This window comes from Microbacterium sp. Cr-K32 (assembly GCF_000708345.1).
Lineage (GTDB): Bacteria > Actinomycetota > Actinomycetes > Actinomycetales > Microbacteriaceae > Microbacterium > Microbacterium maritypicum_A.
In genome coordinates, this window is record NZ_JARD01000009.1 from 190,542 (window position 1) to 207,798 (window position 17,257).

9 protein-coding genes and 3 rRNA genes are annotated in these 17,257 nt (G+C 65.0%); 5 read left to right on the plus strand and 7 right to left on the minus strand.

Features of this window, described 5'->3' with window-relative positions:
* Window positions 1-8 precede the first annotated feature (8 nt).
* Window positions 9-1,013, minus strand: a complete 1,005-nt coding sequence (locus tag GZ64_RS0104060; RefSeq protein WP_029265242.1) for a LacI family DNA-binding transcriptional regulator — start codon at window positions 1,011-1,013, stop codon at window positions 9-11.
* A gap of 150 nt (window positions 1,014-1,163) precedes the next feature.
* Between GZ64_RS0104060 and GZ64_RS0104065 the strand changes: the two genes are divergently transcribed.
* Genes GZ64_RS0104065 through GZ64_RS0104080 form a run of 4 tightly spaced genes read left to right on the plus strand, consistent with a single transcriptional unit; the run spans window position 1,164 to window position 6,239 of the window.
* Entirely contained in the window at window positions 1,164-2,414 is a 1,251-nt protein-coding gene (locus tag GZ64_RS0104065; protein ID WP_029265243.1) for a sugar ABC transporter substrate-binding protein, read from the plus strand.
* A 2-nt stretch (window positions 2,415-2,416) separates the two neighbouring features.
* Window positions 2,417-3,538, plus strand: coding sequence for a carbohydrate ABC transporter permease (locus GZ64_RS0104070; RefSeq protein ID WP_029265244.1), 1,122 nt, complete (start codon window positions 2,417-2,419; stop codon window positions 3,536-3,538).
* Window positions 3,535-4,377, plus strand: coding sequence for a carbohydrate ABC transporter permease (locus GZ64_RS0104075; RefSeq protein WP_029265245.1), 843 nt, complete (start codon window positions 3,535-3,537; stop codon window positions 4,375-4,377). The genes GZ64_RS0104070 and GZ64_RS0104075 overlap by 4 nt, the downstream gene beginning before the upstream one ends.
* Window positions 4,374-6,239, plus strand: coding sequence for a glycogen debranching N-terminal domain-containing protein (locus GZ64_RS0104080; protein ID WP_029265246.1), 1,866 nt, complete (start codon window positions 4,374-4,376; stop codon window positions 6,237-6,239). Before GZ64_RS0104075 ends, GZ64_RS0104080 begins: the two co-directional genes overlap by 4 nt.
* Window positions 6,240-6,293: 54 nt before the next feature.
* Here GZ64_RS0104080 and hutI read toward each other — a convergent pair whose 3' ends face one another.
* From hutI to hutH, 3 genes are read right to left on the minus strand one after another with little or no spacing between them, the layout of a single operon-like run.
* The gene (gene hutI / locus GZ64_RS0104085; RefSeq protein WP_029265247.1) at window positions 6,294-7,457 is read right to left on the minus strand and encodes an imidazolonepropionase; all 1,164 of its coding nucleotides are present in this window, start codon (window positions 7,455-7,457) and stop codon (window positions 6,294-6,296) included.
* Window positions 7,458-7,469: 12 nt separating this feature from the next.
* Window positions 7,470-9,179: a urocanate hydratase gene (gene hutU, locus GZ64_RS0104090; protein ID WP_029265249.1), complete on the minus strand. Its 1,710-nt coding sequence runs from the start codon at window positions 9,177-9,179 to the stop codon at window positions 7,470-7,472.
* Entirely contained in the window at window positions 9,172-10,713 is a 1,542-nt protein-coding gene (gene hutH / locus GZ64_RS0104095) for a histidine ammonia-lyase (RefSeq protein ID WP_029265250.1), read from the minus strand. Before hutH ends, hutU begins: the two co-directional genes overlap by 8 nt.
* Before the next feature lie 148 nt (window positions 10,714-10,861).
* Here hutH and GZ64_RS0104100 point away from each other — a divergent pair, with 148 nt between their 5' ends.
* Window positions 10,862-11,629 (plus strand): IclR family transcriptional regulator, encoded by a 768-nt coding sequence (locus tag GZ64_RS0104100; RefSeq protein ID WP_029265251.1) that lies wholly within the window; start codon window positions 10,862-10,864, stop codon window positions 11,627-11,629.
* Window positions 11,630-11,752: 123 nt separating this feature from the next.
* Here GZ64_RS0104100 and rrf read toward each other — a convergent pair.
* From rrf to GZ64_RS0104115, 3 genes are all read right to left on the minus strand, one after another.
* Window positions 11,753-11,869: ribosomal RNA gene (gene rrf, locus GZ64_RS0104105) — 5S ribosomal RNA — on the minus strand.
* A 108-nt stretch (window positions 11,870-11,977) separates the two neighbouring features.
* Window positions 11,978-15,082: ribosomal RNA gene (locus GZ64_RS0104110) — 23S ribosomal RNA — on the minus strand.
* A gap of 414 nt (window positions 15,083-15,496) precedes the next feature.
* Window positions 15,497-17,020, minus strand: a 16S ribosomal RNA gene (locus GZ64_RS0104115).
* Together the 16S, 23S and 5S rRNA genes form the textbook arrangement of a ribosomal RNA operon.
* Window positions 17,021-17,257: the final 237 nt, after the last annotated feature.

Consider the following 17,257-nt stretch of genomic DNA (forward strand, 5'->3'; position numbering starts at 1 on the left):
GGCGCCGCTCAGCGCACGACGAGCTCGGGGGCGATCAGTGCGTGTGCCGACCCCGCCTGCAGGGTGCGCGGGGCGACGATCTCGCCCGTCGGCCCCATCAGGAGTTCGAGGACCGCCGTCGCCACATCCTCCGGACGCTGCTCGACACTCGAGAAGCCCAGCGCCTCGGCGGTCGGCGTGTTGTCGAAGCCGATCACCGGCAGCGAGAGCCCCGCGGCGGCGACCGCCAGCAGCGCGCCCACGGCGAGCGAGTCGCTGGCGCACACCAGGGCATCCGGTGCCGGCCCCGCGGCGAGCGCCGCATCGACGACGGTGCGGGCGAACGGAACCCCCTCCTCCGCCGTCAACCGCGCGCCCTGGACTCCGGCCGCGGCCATCGCCTCGCGCCAGCCGCGCTCCCGGTCGTCACCCGTGCCCGATCCCGTCGGCCATCCGAGGAACGCGACGCTGCTGCCGCGGGTCAGCGCGTGCTCGGTCGCGGCGCGCGTTCCCGCGGCGCCGTCGACATCGACCCAGAGGTGGCGCGGGTCGGCGATGTCGTCCTCCCCCCACGGCCGACCGAACGAGATGAAAGGCAGCCCGTCCTGATCCAGGCTGCGCACGCGCGGATCGTCGCGCGAGGTGCCGGTGATGATCGCAGCGTCGATCTCCGACCCCTCCCAGAGCTCCGACAGTCTCTGGATCTCTTCTTCCCGCGTGCGTGCGGCATAGACGAGCATCCGCATCCCCCGCTCGCTCGCGCGCTCGGTGATCGCGTGCACGAAGCGGTCGAGGACGACGCCGGAGATCCCGCCGAGGTACGGATCGAGGCGGATGCCGATCGTCGAGCTGCGCCGCAACCGCAGCTGTCGCGCGGCCGCGTGACGTCGATAGCCGAGCTCGTGGATCGCCGCGATGACACGCTCTCTGGTCGCCGGGCGGACGATGTCCGGAGTGTTGAGCACGTTCGAGACCGTCTGCCGGGAGACGCCCGCGCGCTCGGCGACGTCTTCGACGGTCGGCGCCTTCGCCATCGCACCTCCTCGTTCACGCCCGGGTTGACACTTCCCGCGACTCCCGCTTAGCCTATTCCACGCAGAGTTTGATCGTTCAAATTTCTGCGACGAACCCGCACGGTCCTCCCGAGGCCGTCGCCCGCAGTGACTCATCAAAGGAGAGAGACCATGACACGGCACACCACTCGCGCAGTCTTCGGTACCGGGGCGGTGCTGCTCACCAGCGCGCTCGTGCTCACCGGCTGCGGCTCCGGTTTCGCCGGAGACGACCAGAAGGCGGACGACGAGGGGCTCACCTCTTCCGACGACGCGCTCACCGTCCTGATCGGCTCGTCCGGTGACGCCGAGACATCCGCTGTGCAGTCCGCCGTCGACGCCTGGTCGGCCGAATCCGGCATCAAGGCGAAGGTGCAGACCGCGACCAACCTCGACCAGGAGCTGTCGCAGGGCTTCGCCGCCGGCGACCCGGCCGACCTGTTCTACCTCTCCGCCGACCAGGCCTCGGGCTACGCGGCCAACGGATCGCTCAAGGCCTACGGCGACGAACTCGCCAACAAGGACGACTTCTACCCGTCGCTCGTCGAGAACTTCACGGTCGACGGCACGTTCTACTGCGCGCCCAAGGACTTCTCCACCCTGTCGCTCATCATCAACACGCAGATGTGGACCGACGCCGGTCTCACCGACGCCGACCTCCCGAAGACCTGGGACGACCTCGCCGCGGTGGCGCAGAAGCTCACGACCGCGGATCACGTCGGTCTCGCCTTCGGCGCCGAGTACCAGCGCGTGGGTGTCTTCATGGCACAGGCGGGCGGCGGTCTCGTCGACGACGGCACGGTCATCGCCGACGATGCCGCCAACGTCGAGGCCCTGGACTACGTGAAGTCGCACCTCGTCGACGGCACGTTCGCGTACGCCAAGGATGTCGGGGCCGGATGGGGCGGCGAAGCGCTCGGCAAGCAGTCCGCCGCCATGGTGATCGAGGGCAACTGGATCACCGGAGCGCTCTCGAACGACTACAGCAGCCTGCAGTACACGGTCGCCGAGCTTCCCGAGGGCGCCGGCGACAAGGGCACGCTGCAGTTCACGAACTGCTGGGGCATGGCTGCCGACAGCCCGAACCAGCAGGCCGCCCTCGACCTGGTCGAGTACCTGACGAGCGCCGACAGCCAGCTCGCCTTCTCGAAGGCATTCGGTCCGATGCCGTCCATCAAGTCCGCCGCCGCGCCCTGGACCTCGGCGAACCCCGAGCTGGAGCCGTTCCTCGCGGGCGCGGAGTACGCGCAGTTCCCGCCGAACCAGGCCGGGACCGCCGACGTCATCGCCGACTTCAACTCGCAGCTCGAGTCGCTGAAGACGTCCGACCCGAAGACGATCCTCGACTCCGTCCAGTCGAACCTCGAAGCGGTCGTCAAGTAGCCATGGCGATCAAGGCAGCGCCTCGCCGCGGCAGGGCCTCCGGGCTCCGCCGCGGCGAGGCGGCAGCCGGATGGCTGTTCACGGCGCCGGTGATCGTGATCCTCGGCGTCTTCCTCCTCATCCCCGTCCTCATGGCGCTCTGGGTGAGCGTCTCGGACTGGGGCGGTCGCGGCAGCCCCCTCTCCGGCTCGGTCTCGTTCGTCGGCGCCGACAACTTCGCCGCCGTCCTCACCGACGGCGGTCTCGCGACCAAGGATTTCGGCACGTCGCTGCGCAACAACGCCTGGTACGTGCTGCTCGTCGTCCCGCTGCAGACCGCGCTCGCACTGTTCCTCGCGATCCTCGTGAACCGCGCCATGCTCCGTGGCCGGAGATTCTTCCGCACCGCCTATTACTTCCCCTCCGTGACCAGCACCGTCGCGATCACCGTGCTGTGGATGTTCCTGTTCACCTCGAGCGGAGCCGTCAACGATGTGCTCTCCTGGTTCGGCATCAACGGCCCCAACTGGTTCAACGATCCACGCGGCATCCTGCATCTGGCGCTCGGCACGGTCGGCGTCGATGCCGGCCCCGCGGCCCTCACCCAGGGCGGCACGCTCGGAGTGTCGTGGTGGGAATGGCTCGCCGGCCCCTCTGTCGCGATGAGCGCGTACATCCTGATGGCCATCTTCACGACCTCCGGAACGTTCATGCTCATCTTCCTCGCCGGTCTTCAGAACCTCGGCGCCGACGTCGACGAGGCCGCCATGATGGACGGCGCGAACGGCTGGCAGCGGTTCTGGCGCATCACGTTGCCCCAGCTGCGCCCGACCCTGTTCACCGTGCTCACCCTCGGCCTCATCGGCTGCTGGCAGGTGTTCGACCAGATCTACACGGGCACCAGGGGAGCACCGAGCAAGACCACGCTCACCCCGGCCTACCTCTCGTACCAGACCGCGTTCCAGAACCAGGAGTGGGGGCAGGGAGCGGCTATCGCGTTCATCCTGTTCGTCATCATCGTGATCTTCACGCTCCTGCAGCGATGGGTGCTGCGTGATCGGCCGGTCTCGAAGCGTCGCATCCGCGCGTACGCGTCCTCGTCCTCGTACGCGTCATCGTCCTCGTCGAAGGGAGCCTCGTCATGAGGCGGCTCTCGTCGAAGCAGCTGACCTGGCAGATCGCGCTCTACGCGCTGCTGATCATCCTCGCGGTCATCTACATCTATCCCTTCCTGATCCAGGTCGCGACGAGCTTCAAGACCGATGAGGATGCCGCGTCCAGTGGGATCACGCTCATCCCCGACGTGTGGACGTTCGCCGCGTACGAGCGCCTGTTCCGCAACTCCGACTTCCCCTCGTGGTTCGTGAACAGCGCGATCGTGACGATCTTCGTCACGGCTGGGCGCGTGTTCTTCAACTCGCTCGCCGGGTACGCACTGGCTCGACTCCGCTTCCGCGGGCGGGGTGTCATCTTCGCCGCGCTGGTCGCCGTGATGTCGGTGCCGACCGTCGTGCTGCTGATCCCCAAGTTCCTCGTGATCAACCAGCTCGGCATCTTCAACTCGTATGCCGGGATGATCCTGCCGCTGCTCGTCGACGCGGCAGGGGTGTTCATCATGAAGAACTTCTTCGAGTCGATCCCCGAGTCGGTCGAGGAGCAGGCCCGCATCGACGGTGCCGGCACGTTCCGGCTGTTCTGGTCGGTGGTGCTGCCGATGGCGACGCCGGCGCTCGTGACGATTGTGATCCTGTCGTTCCAGGGCTCCTGGAACGAGCTCAGCCACTTCATCGTGTCCACCAACGACCCCGCCCTGACGACCCTGACCAAGGGCGTCGCATCCCTGGCCAGCGGCGGACTCAGCCAGGGCACCCAGTACCCGCTCAAGCTGGCGGCCGCACTCATCATGACGATCCCCGTCGCCGTGATGTTCTTCGTCTTCCAGCGCCGCATCATGAACTCCACAGAAGGAGCCGTCAAGGAATGACCCCCACCCCGCCCCTCCAGCCGCTGCTGGACGACGCCGTGATCATGCTCGAGGCACCGACCCAGGCATGGTCCGACGATGTCGGCCGCATGGGCACCGCTCCGATCCACGGCATCTACCACGGCGACGTGCGACACATCCGGAGCATCGAGACCACGGTCGACGGCACCGCGCTCGAATCCATCGGATGCACGTCGCCGGTGCCGCAGCAGGCGCTCCTGACGGATCTGCTCCGCGGGCTCGACGACGAATCGGCCGATCCGAAGGTGCGGATGGATCGCGACCGGCGGGTCGCCGCCGGTGCCTTCTCCGAGCGGATCACGGTCGCGTCGCACCTCGGCACCCCGGTTCCGATGACCCTCACCGTGCGCATGGTCCCGGACTTCGCGCCGATGCAGCAGGTCAAGGCCGGGCTCGCCGCCGATGCGGCCTGGACCTGGGACGGATCCGTCTGCCGTGCGGGAGAGGCGTCGTTCGCGCTCACCGCCCCCGAGGCCACGGTGGCCGAGGACGGAGACACCTTGGTGCTGCGGTGGGACGTGGTGGTTCCGCCGCGCGGCTCTGCCGCCGTGGTCTGGTCGGTTGACCTCGACGACCCCTCCCTCGTCGTCACCGCCGCGCTGCCGTCGCGCGCGCCGCAGCCGACCGTTCCCACCGACTCGCGCGCGGCGCGCTGGATGGAGCAGGCAACCGCGGATCTCTCCGCGCTCCGCCTCGCCCTGCCCGCGCACCCGGAGGACGCGTTCTACGCCGCCGGAGCGCCCTGGTTCTTCACGCTGTTCGGACGGGACTCGCTCTGGGCCGCACGGCTCGCGCTCGCGATCGACCCCGACATGGCGGCCTCCACCCTGCGCGTGCTGGCGCGCCTGCAGGGCACCGCGCACGATGCGTCGACGGCCGAGGCTCCGGGCAAGATCGCGCACGAGCTGCGGAGCGGCGCCCTCTCGCTGCCCAACGAGGGCGTGCATCTGCCGCCGCTGTACTACGGCACCGTCGACGCGACTCCGCTCTGGGTCTGCCTGCTCGCCGACGCCCATGCCGAGGGGATGTCCGAGCGCGAGGTGCGGGCATTGCTCCCGGCTCTTCGGGCGGCGCTCACCTGGATGACGGTGCACGGCGACGCGTCGGGCAGCGGCTTCATCGACTATGCGGACGAGTCGGGCCACGGCCTCGCGAACCAGGGGTGGAAGGACTCTGGCGACTCGATCCAGTGGCGCGACGGGCGCCTGGCCGAGGGCCCCATCGCCCTGAGCGAGGTGCAGGGCTACGCCTACGAAGCCGCCATCCGTGGTGCCGACCTGCTCGACACGTTCGGTGAACCCGGCGCGGCCGAGCTCAGGACGTGGGCCGCAGATCTACGCGAACGCTTCCGCGCCGCCTACTGGGTGACCACGCCCGAGGGCCGCTACCCGGCCATCGCCCTCGACGCGCACGGCGCCCCCGTCGACACCCTCACGAGCAACATCGGACACCTGATCGGCACCGGCATCCTCGACCCGGAGGAGGAACAGGCCTGTGCGGCACTGCTGACCGCACCGAGCATGTCGAGCGGCTACGGCATCCGCACGATGTCGACCGGAGCCGCCGGCTACTGGCCGCTGAGCTATCACGGCGGCAGCGTCTGGGCACATGACACCGCGATCGCCGTGCACGGCATGATGCGCGCCGGGCTCGACACCGACGCGCGGATGGTCGCCGAGCAGCTGCTCGACCTCGCGGAGGGCTTCGAGTACCGCGTTCCCGAGCTGCACGCGGGCGATGCCCTCGTTCCCGGTGGCGCGCCCCTTCCCTATCCCGCGGCCTGCCGCCCGCAGGCATGGTCGGCCGCAGCCGCGGTGGTCGTCGCGCAGGCTCTGGGCTGAAGCGGGTCGATCGGCTGAGCGTTCGGCGGTTGGGCGGCCGGCGGGGGTTCGGCCTCAGCCGATCGTCCGGCCGTCCTTCCAGACGGTGCGCACGAGCGGCACTCCCGGACGGTAGGCGAGGTGGATGCGCGTCGGTGCGTCCAGCATCACGAGGTCGGCCCTGGCACCGGGCGCGATCACGCCGATGTCGTCCCGACGCAGCGCCTTCGCGCCGCCGGCGGTCGCCGCCCACACGGCTTCGGCCGGGGTCATTCCCATGTCGCGCACGGCGACCGCGATGCAGAACGGCATCGATGAGGTGAAGCTCGAGCCCGGGTTCGTGTCGCACGCCAGCGCCACGGTCACTCCCGCGTCGATCAGACGGCGCGCGTCCGGATACGGCTGCCGCGTCGAGAACTCGACTCCCGGCAGCAGCGTGAGCACGGTGTCGGATCCGGCGAGGGCATCGATGTCGGCATCCGTCAGGTACGTGCCGTGGTCGATGGATGCCGCGCCGAGCTCGACGGCCAGCCGCACGCCCTCGCCCGGGCCGAGCTGGCTCGCGTGCACGCGGGGCGCGAGTCCGCGCGCGATGCCCGCCTCCAGCACGCGCCGCGACTGCGCCACCGTGAACGCACCGGTCTCGCAGAAGACGTCGATCCACTTCGCGTGCGCAGCGCAGGCGTCGAGCATGGGGCCCGTGACCAGATCGACGTACGCGTCGGCGCGGTCGGCGTACTCCGCCGGGACGACGTGCGCCCCGAGGAATGTCACCTCGGGCGTCACCTCGGCGGCCAGGCGCACCAGGCGCTCCTCGTCGGCGACGCTCAGCCCGTATCCGCTCTTGATCTCGACCGTCGTGGTGCCCTGTGCGAGCATCTCGTCGAGGAAGCCCCGCAGACGTGCGCGCAGCTCGTCATCGCTCGCGGCGCGGGTGGCGGCGACGGTGGAGCGGATGCCGCCGGCGGCGTACTTCTGCCCCGCCATGCGCGCCTCGAACTCGGAGGCACGATCGCCCCCGAAGACGAGGTGGCTGTGGCTGTCGACGAATCCGGGGATCATCGCACGCTCCCCGGCGTCCACGACCTCATCGGCTTCCGGCGCCTCTGCGGCGGCACCGACCCAGGCGATCCGCTCGCCCTCGATCAGCACGGCGGCATCGGTGAGGGTGCCGGTGATGTCGTCGCCGGTGGCGACGTTCGTGGTCAGTTCCGCGATGTTCGTGATGAGCGTTGCCATGTCCTGAGCCTGTCAGAGCATCGGGACCTTGAGGCCGCGCTCGCGGGCGACCTCGCGGGCGTGCTCATAGCCGGCGTCGACGTGACGCATCACGCCGGTACCCGGGTCGTTCGTCAGCACGCGCTCCAGCTTCTCGGCCGCGAGTTCCGTGCCGTCGGCGACGGTGACCTGACCGGCGTGGATGGAACGGCCGATGCCGACACCGCCACCGTGGTGCAGCGACACCCACGACGCGCCGGAGGCCGTGTTGAGCAGGGCGTTCAGCAGCGGCCAGTCGGCGATCGCGTCGGAGCCGTCCTTCATCGCCTCGGTCTCGCGGTACGGCGATGCCACCGAGCCGGAGTCGAGGTGGTCGCGACCGATCACGATCGGAGCTGACAGCTCGCCCGACGCAACCATCTCGTTGAACTTGAGTCCGGCGAGGTGGCGCTCCTTGTAGCCGAGCCAGCAGATGCGGGCGGGCAGCCCCTCGAAGTGCACCTTCTCGCCGGCCTTCTCGAGCCAGCGGTGCAGGGCGGCATCTTCGGGGAAGAGCTCGGCGATCGCGCGGTCGGTCTTGTAGATGTCTTCCGGGTCGCCGGAGAGCGCTGCCCAGCGGAACGGTCCGCGTCCTTCCTCGAACTGCGGGCGGATGTACGCCGGCACGAATCCGGGGAACTCGAACGCGCGGGCGAAACCGCCCAGCTGCGCTTCGGCACGGATCGAGTTGCCGTAGTCGAACACCGCGGCCCCCGCATCCTGGAACGCCACCATCGCCTCGACGTGAGCGGCCATCGACGCACGCGAGCGGCGGGTGAACTCCTCGGGGTCGCGCTCGGCTTCCGCCTTCCAGTCCACCACGGCGATGCCGAGCGGGAGGTAGGCGAGCGGGTCGTGGGCGCTGGTCTGGTCGGTCACGATGTCGATCGGCACACCGCGACGCCGCAGCTCGGGGAACACCTCGGCCGCGTTGCCGACCACGCCGACCGAGAGGGCCTCCCCTGCATCCTTGGCGGCGAGCACTCGGGCGACGGCCGCATCGAGGTCGGTCGTGTACTCGTCGAGGTAGCCGTGCTCCACGCGACGGACGAGACGCGACTCGTCGACGTCGACGATCAGCACCACCCCGTCGTTCATGGTCACCGCCAGCGGCTGGGCACCGCCCATCCCGCCGGCTCCGCCCGTGAGGGTGAGCGTGCCACGGAGCGAGTCGCGGCCGAGCGAGCGGGCGACGGCGGCGAACGTCTCGTAGGTGCCCTGCAGGATGCCCTGCGTGCCGATGTAGATCCAGGATCCGGCGGTCATCTGCCCGTACATGATGAGGCCGAGCTCTTCGAGCTTGCGGAACTCCGGCCAGGTCGCCCAGTCGCCGACCAGGTTCGAGTTGGCGATGAGTACGCGCGGTGCCCACTCGTGCGTGCGGAAGACGCCGACCGGCTTGCCCGACTGCACCAGCAAGGTCTCGTCGGGCTCGAGCTCGTCGAGGGTGCGCACGATCGCGTCGTATGCGTCCCAGCTGCGGGCGGCCTTGCCGGTGCCGCCGTAGACCACCAGGTCTTCGGGGTGCTCGGCCACCTCGGGGTCGAGGTTGTTCATCAGCATGCGCTTGGCGGCTTCCGCGCCCCAGCTCTTCGCGGTGCGCTGGTTGCCCCGGGCGGCCCGGACGACGCGGGGTCCCGAGACCGGAGCGTCGGATGCGGAGGTGTCGGATGCGGTGGTGTCGGATGCGGTGGACTCAGCCATGAGCGTGCTCCTTTGCGATGCGGGCGACGTCGCCCGACTGGACGAGGGCGGTGACGGCTTCCATCTCCGGCGAGAGGAAGCGGTCGGGTCCGGGGCCGTCGGCCACGGTGCGGACCAGGTCGCGCGCGGCTCCGGTCGCGGGTCCGGCCTGCAGCGGGGCGCGCAGGTCGAGGGCGCGGGCGCCGGTGAGGATCTCGATCGCGAGCACGCGGCCGAGGCCGTCGATCGCCCGGCGCAGTTTGCGGGCGGCCGCCCATCCCATCGAGACGTGATCCTCCTGCATGGCCGAGGAGGGGATCGAGTCGACGGATGCCGGCACCGCGAGGCGCTTGAGCTCGGAGACGATCCCCGCTGCCGCGTACTGCGCGATCATGAGGCCGGAGTCGACTCCGACCTCGTCTGCGAGGAAGGGAGGAAGCCCGTGGCTGCGGGCCGGATCCAGCGCGCGATCCGTGCGACGCTCGGAGACCGAGGCGACGTCGGCGACCGAGATCGCGAGGAAGTCGAGCACAGCCGCGACCGGAGCACCGTGGAAGTTGCCGTTCGACTCGATGCGTCCGTCGAGGGTGATGACGGGGTTGTCGATGACACTGGCGAGCTCGCGTCCGGCGATCAGCGTCGCATGGGCGAGGGTGTCGCGCGCGGCGCCATGCACCTGTGGCGAGCAGCGCAGTGAGTAGGCGTCCTGTACCCGGCCGTCGTCCGGCCCCTTGTGGCTCGCGACCATGGGGGAGTCACCGAGGAATGCGCGCAGGTTGGCGGCGGATTCGGCCTGCCCCGTCTGCGCACGAAGAGCCATCAGGTCAGCCGCGAACACCGCGTCGGTGCCGAGCTGCGACTCGACCGACATCGCCGCGGCGAGGTCGGCGGTGAGCAGGAGCGTCTCGAGGTCGTGGAGTGCGAGCACCAGCATGCCGAGCATGCCGTCGGTGCCGTTGATGAGCGCGAGCCCCTCCTTCTCGACGAGGGTGAGCGCCTCGATGCCGGCGGCGGCGAGGGCCTCGGTGGCGGGGAGCAGTGCGCCGGATGCATCGCGGACCTCTCCCTCCCCCATCGCAGCCAGGGCGATGTGGGCGAGAGGTGCGAGGTCGCCGGAGCAGCCGAGCGAGCCGTACTCGCGGACGACAGGCGTGATGCCCTCGTTGAGCAGCGCGGCGTAGGTCTCGACAACGACCGGACGCACGCCGGTGCGGCCGGAGGCGAGGGTCTGCAGCCGCAGGAGCTGGAGTCCGCGCACGACCTCGCGCTCGACCTCGGCCCCGGTGCCCGCGGCGTGCGAGCGGATCAGGCTGGCCTGCAGCTGCATGCGACGGTCGGGGGCGATGAAGGTGGTCGCGAGAGCGCCGAACCCGGTGGACACGCCGTAGTGCGGGTTCGGGTCCGCCGCGAGACCGTCGATCACGCGACGGGTGTCGGCGACGCGCGCGAGCGCATCCGCGTCGAGCTGCACGGGTGCGTTGCGACGGACGACGGCGACGACATCGGCGGGAGACAGCGGGGCCGCTCCGACCAGCACGGGGGCAAGTTCGGTCATGGTTCGATTCCACACCCGACGTGTGGCCGGGGACACCCGTTCGTGTAATGCTATGTCTGTGATCCCAGACAACGCGAAGAGCCCTCAGGTGCCGGAGGTGGGGGTGCCGGCGGTGGAAGCGCTGACCGCGCAGCAGCCGACCGCGCAGATGCCTGCGGCGGAAGTGCCGACCGCGCAGGTGCCTGCGGCGGAGAACACGCTCCGCATCCTGAGCTATCTCGCCGGACGGCCCGCGCCCGTGGCGGCGTCGGCGATCGCGCGCGAGCTCGAACTGCCCCGGTCCACGGTCTATCACCTGCTCACCACCCTGGCCGCTCACGGATTCGTGCTGCACCTGCGCGAGGAGAGACGCTGGGGGCTCGGCACCTCGGCTTTCGAGCTCGCCGGCGGATACACGCGCCAACAGCCTTTGGCGCGAAGGGGCCGTCCTCTGGTGGCTGCGCTCTCGGACCGGTTGGGGGAGAGCGCGCACCTGGCGGTGATGAGCGGTGGGGATGTGCTGTACATCGTCGAGGAACGCGCACCTCGGAGGCCGGCGTTGGTGACGGATGTGGGTGTGCGGCTTCCCGCGCACCTCACGGCTTCGGGCCGCGCGATGCTGGCGGAGCTCCCCCGCGAGCAGGTGCGGGCGCTCTATCCGGACGTCTCGGCGTTCCCCGATCGCACGGGACTCGGACCTCGCACGCCGCGCGAACTGCGCGAACTGCTCCGCGATGTGCGGACGAGGGGATATGCGACGGAGAACAGTGAGATCGCGGACGGGCTGCGCAGTGTGGGCGCCGCAGTTCTCGACGCTGCCGGCTGGCCGGTTGCCGCGGTGGCGGTGACGTGGGGCCGTGCGGATCTGGATGAGGACCTGCTCGCTGCCGCTGTGCAGGAGTGCGCGGCCATGCTCGAGGCACGCTTGAAGCGCTGAACTGCGTTGCGACGGTCGTGTTAACGCAGAAGAGCCACCCCACGAGGGATGGCTCTTCGTGCTCTCCTCGAGCACAACGCAAGAAAGCCACCCAGCATTGGGTGGCTTTCTTGTCTAAAAGGAGTCCGGCGGTGTCCTACTCTCCCACAGGGTCCCCCCTGCAGTACCATCGGCGCTGTGAGGCTTAGCTTCCGGGTTCGGAATGTAACCGGGCGTTTCCCTCACGCTATGGCCGCCGAAACACTATTGATGTTTCAATCAAACACATAACAAAGTCATTGTTGTTATGCGGTTCTCGACCGTACATCGAGAACCACTCAGTGGACGCGTAGCACCAACAAACGGTGTGTTATCAAGTCATCGGCTTATTAGTACCAGTCAGCTGCATGCATTACTGCACTTCCACATCTGGCCTATCAACCCAGTAGTCTGGCTGGGAGCCTCTCACCCGAAGGTATGGAAATCTCATCTTGAGGCCGGCTTCCCGCTTAGATGCTTTCAGCGGTTATCCATCCCGAACGTAGCTAATCAGCGGTGCTCCTGGCGGAACAACTGACACACCAGAGGTTCGTCCAACCCGGTCCTCTCGTACTAGGGTCAGATCCTCTCAAATTTCCTACGCGCGCAGCGGATAGGGACCGAACTGTCTCACGACGTTCTAAACCCAGCTCGCGTACCGCTTTAATGGGCGAACAGCCCAACCCTTGGGACCTACTCCAGCCCCAGGATGCGACGAGCCGACATCGAGGTGCCAAACCATGCCGTCGATATGGACTCTTGGGCAAGATCAGCCTGTTATCCCCGAGGTACCTTTTATCCGTTGAGCGACAGCGCTTCCACAAGCCACTGCCGGATCACTAGTCCCGACTTTCGTCCCTGCTCGACCTGTCAGTCTCACAGTCAAGCTCCCTTGTGCACTTACACTCGACACCTGATTGCCAACCAGGTTGAGGGAACCTTTGGGCGCCTCCGTTACTTTTTGGGAGGCAACCGCCCCAGTTAAACTACCCACCAGGCACTGTCCCTGAACCGGATTACGGTTCGAAGTTAGATATCCAGAGTGACCAGAGTGGTATTTCAACAATGACTCCACACGAACTAGCGTCCATGCTTCAAAGTCTCCCACCTATCCTACACAAGCCACACCGAACACCAATACCAAGCTGTAGTAAAGGTCACGGGGTCTTTCCGTCCTGCTGCGCGTAACGAGCATCTTTACTCGTAATGCAATTTCGCCGAGTTCGCGGTTGAGACAGTTGGGAAGTCGTTACGCCATTCGTGCAGGTCGGAACTTACCCGACAAGGAATTTCGCTACCTTAGGATGGTTATAGTTACCACCGCCGTTTACTGGGGCTTAAATTCTCAGCTTCGCCTTGCGGCTAACCGGTCCTCTTAACCTTCCAGCACCGGGCAGGCGTCAGTCCGTATACATCGTCTTGCGACTTGGCACGGACCTGTGTTTTTAGTAAACAGTCGCTACCCACTAGTCTCTGCGGCCTCCAAACGCTTTCGGGAGTAAATCCCTATACGCCGAAGGCCCCCCTTCTCCCGAAGTTACGGGGGCATTTTGCCGAGTTCCTTAACCACGATTCTCTCGATCTCCTTGGTATTCTCTACCTGACCACCTGAGTCGGTTTGGGGTACGGGCGGCTAGAACCTCGCGTCGATGCTTTTCTTGGCAGCATAGGATCACCCACTTTTTATCCGCATCGTGTCTCAGCCTATGTGAATCGCGGATTTGCCTACGACTCGGCCTACGCACTTGCACCAGGACAACCATCGCCTGGCTTGGGCTACCTTCCTGCGTCACACCTGTTAATACGCTAACCGCACCAGAATGGGGTCGTGCGCTAGGCCCAGAGCGTCACCCCGAAGGGATCAGTCACTGGGATTCAGACACTTAGCACTACTGGATTAGCTTGGGCGGTTCTTCGCCGGTACGGGAATATCAACCCGTTGTCCATCGACTACGCCTGTCGGCCTCGCCTTAGGTCCCGACTTACCCAGGGAAGATTAGCTTGACCCTGGAACCCTTGGTCTTTCGGAGGACGTGTTTCTCACACGTCATTCGCTACTCATGCCTGCATTCTCACTCGTGTAGCCTCCACGGCTGGTTTACACCGCCGCTTCGCTGGCCACACGACGCTCTCCTACCCATCAACACGGCTGGACCACGAAGGCCTACCAATAATGTCAATGCCACAACTTCGGTGGCGTGCTTGAGCCCCGTTACATTGTCGGCGCGGAATCACTTGACCAGTGAGCTATTACGCACTCTTTCAAGGGTGGCTGCTTCTAAGCCAACCTCCTGGTTGTCAAGGCAACTCCACATCCTTTCCCACTTAGCACGCGCTTTGGGACCTTAGTTGGTGGTCTGGGTTGTTTCCCTCTCGACTATGAAGCTTATCCCCCACAGTCTCACTGCTGCGCTCTCACTTACCGGCATTCGGAGTTTGGCTGACGTCAGTAACCTTGTAGGGCCCATCGGCCATCCAGTAGCTCTACCTCCGGCAAGAAACACGCAACGCTGCACCTAAATGCATTTCGGAGAGAACCAGCTATCACGAAGTTTGATTGGCCTTTCACCCCTATCCACAGCTCATCCCCTCAGTTTTCAACCTAAGTGGGTTCGGTCCTCCACGACGTCTTACGGTCGCTTCAACCTGGCCATGGATAGATCACTTCGCTTCGGGTCTAGGACATGCGACTGAATCGCCCTATTCAGACTCGCTTTCGCTACGGCTACCCCACACGGGTTAACCTCGCCACATATCGCTAACTCGCAGGCTCATTCTTCAAAAGGCACGCTGTCACCCCTACTAAGGAGGCTCCAACGGTTTGTAAGCAAACGGTTTCAGGTACTATTTCACTCCCCTCCCGGGGTACTTTTCACCTTTCCCTCACGGTACTTGTCCGCTATCGGTCATCTGGGAGTATTTAGGCTTATCAGGTGGTCCTGACAGATTCACACGGGATTTCACGGGCCCCGTGCTACTTGGGATACTCTTCGCGCCAAGAGAGGCATTTCGACTACGGGGTTGGCACCCTCTATGACCGGCCTTTCAAGACCGTTCGTCTATACCTTCTTGTAACGCCGCCACCTCGGCAGAGATGACTGAAAAGTCCCACAACCCCCAACGTGCAACGCCTGCCGGCTATCACACACGCTAGGTTTAGCCTGTTCCGGTTTCGCTCGCCACTACTAACGGAATCGCGGTTGCTTTCTCTTCCTGTGGGTACTGAGATGTTTCACTTCCCCACGTTCCCTCTACCCGCCCTATATATTCAGGCGGGAGTCACTAGGTCGGCACGCCGCCCAGCGGGGTTTCCCCATTCGGACACCCTCGGATCAAAACTTGCTTATCAGTTCCCCGAGGCTTATCGCAGATTGCTACGTCCTTCTTCGGCTCCAGATGCCAAGGCATCCACCGTTTGCTCTTAAAGACTTGAAATCACATGAGTTTGAATCAAAAACTCGACCCCATCCGAAGATGGAATCTGAAATTGACTAATGATCTTTAAGATCATCTTGTGCAACTGACCGAAGCCAGCTGCAAGATGCTCGCGTCCACTGTGTAGTTCTCAAAGTACGGGCGGTGCCCCTATCCACAACCCCACACGGGGGAAACAGAAAGAGGCCCAGAGGTTCAGACCAGATCCCGAAAGATCCGCATCCGGTCCCTCAGGACCCAACAGCGTGCAGGTGCGACATCCGCCACCCTCCCCGTTCCAACCACCGAAGTGGCGTACTGGAGAAGAACAGCATCCTTCGCACCATGTCAAATGTTCCACCCATGAGCTCCCAGCGAGAAACGAACGTTCTCGATCTGGGTTCTGGACACCCGAAAGTGTCAGATGCTCCTTAGAAAGGAGGTGATCCAGCCGCACCTTCCGGTACGGCTACCTTGTTACGACTTAGTCCTAATTACCGATCCCACCTTCGACGGCTCCCTCCACAAGGGTTAGGCCACCGGCTTCAGGTGTTACCGACTTTCATGACTTGACGGGCGGTGTGTACAAGACCCGGGAACGTATTCACCGCAGCGTTGCTGATCTGCGATTACTAGCGACTCCGACTTCATGAGGTCGAGTTGCAGACCTCAATCCGAACTGGGACCGGCTTTTTGGGATTCGCTCCACCTCGCGGTATTGCAGCCCTTTGTACCGGCCATTGTAGCATGCGTGAAGCCCAAGACATAAGGGGCATGATGATTTGACGTCATCCCCACCTTCCTCCGAGTTGACCCCGGCAGTATCCCATGAGTTCCCACCATTACGTGCTGGCAACATAGAACGAGGGTTGCGCTCGTTGCGGGACTTAACCCAACATCTCACGACACGAGCTGACGACAACCATGCACCACCTGTTTACGAGTGTCCAAAGAGTTGACCATTTCTGGCCCGTTCTCGTATATGTCAAGCCTTGGTAAGGTTCTTCGCGTTGCATCGAATTAATCCGCATGCTCCGCCGCTTGTGCGGGTCCCCGTCAATTCCTTTGAGTTTTAGCCTTGCGGCCGTACTCCCCAGGCGGGGAACTTAATGCGTTAGCTGCGTCACGGAATCCGTGGAATGGACCCCACAACTAGTTCCCAACGTTTACGGGGTGGACTACCAGGGTATCTAAGCCTGTTTGCTCCCCACCCTTTCGCTCCTCAGCGTCAGTTACGGCCCAGAGATCTGCCTTCGCCATCGGTGTTCCTCCTGATATCTGCGCATTCCACCGCTACACCAGGAATTCCAATCTCCCCTACCGCACTCTAGTCTGCCCGTACCCACTGCAGGCCGGAGGTTGAGCCTCCGGATTTCACAGCAGACGCGACAAACCGCCTACGAGCTCTTTACGCCCAATAATTCCGGATAACGCTTGCGCCCTACGTATTACCGCGGCTGCTGGCACGTAGTTAGCCGGCGCTTTTTCTGCAGGTACCGTCACTTTCGCTTCTTCCCTGCTAAAAGAGGTTTACAACCCGAAGGCCGTCGTCCCTCACGCGGCGTTGCTGCATCAGGCTTGCGCCCATTGTGCAATATTCCCCACTGCTGCCTCCCGTAGGAGTCTGGGCCGTGTCTCAGTCCCAGTGTGGCCGGTCACCCTCTCAGGCCGGCTACCCGTCGACGCCTTGGTGAGCCATTACCTCACCAACAAGCTGATAGGCCGCGAGCCCATCCCCAACCGAAATTCTTTCCAGACGCAGACCATGCGGTCACGTCACATATCCAGTATTAGACGCCGTTTCCAGCGCTTATCCCAGAGTCAGGGGCAGGTTGCTCACGTGTTACTCACCCGTTCGCCACTGATCCCACAGAGCAAGCTCCGTGTTCACCGTTCGACTTGCATGTGTTAAGCACGCCGCCAGCGTTCATCCTGAGCCAGGATCAAACTCTCCGTAAAAAAGAAATGCATACCCCACCGGGAAAACGGTGACGCAGCGAGTTTGATGCTGACCAAAGAGACAAATTCATTGCTGACTTCATCCATTGCCAACCCCACAAGGAGGTTGGTCTTTGATCCAAAGGAATTCTCAACTAGCCGAAGCTAGACGAGGATAATTTGGCATTTGACAAGTGCACGCTGTTGAGTTCTCAAGGATCGGATGCTCCCACGACCCAGCCATCACAGCCAGGCCCG

Bases quoted from the DNA above. Each gene is read 5' to 3' on its own strand.
- GZ64_RS0104100 (WP_029265251.1), top strand. From the start codon at position 10,862: ATGCCTGCGGCGGAAGTGCCGACCGCGCAGGTGCCTGCGGCGGAGAAC.
- GZ64_RS0104080 (WP_029265246.1), top strand. From the start codon at position 4,374: ATGACCCCCACCCCGCCCCTCCAGCCGCTGCTGGACGACGCCGTGATC.
- hutU (WP_029265249.1), bottom strand. From the start codon at position 9,179: ATGGCTGAGTCCACCGCATCCGACACCACCGCATCCGACACCTCCGCA.
- GZ64_RS0104065 (WP_029265243.1), top strand. From the start codon at position 1,164: ATGACACGGCACACCACTCGCGCAGTCTTCGGTACCGGGGCGGTGCTG.
- hutH (WP_029265250.1), bottom strand. From the start codon at position 10,713: ATGACCGAACTTGCCCCCGTGCTGGTCGGAGCGGCCCCGCTGTCTCCC.
- GZ64_RS0104075 (WP_029265245.1), top strand. From the start codon at position 3,535: ATGAGGCGGCTCTCGTCGAAGCAGCTGACCTGGCAGATCGCGCTCTAC.
- hutI (WP_029265247.1), bottom strand. From the start codon at position 7,457: ATGGCAACGCTCATCACGAACATCGCGGAACTGACCACGAACGTCGCC.
- GZ64_RS0104060 (WP_029265242.1), bottom strand. From the start codon at position 1,013: ATGGCGAAGGCGCCGACCGTCGAAGACGTCGCCGAGCGCGCGGGCGTC.
- GZ64_RS0104070 (WP_029265244.1), top strand. From the start codon at position 2,417: ATGGCGATCAAGGCAGCGCCTCGCCGCGGCAGGGCCTCCGGGCTCCGC.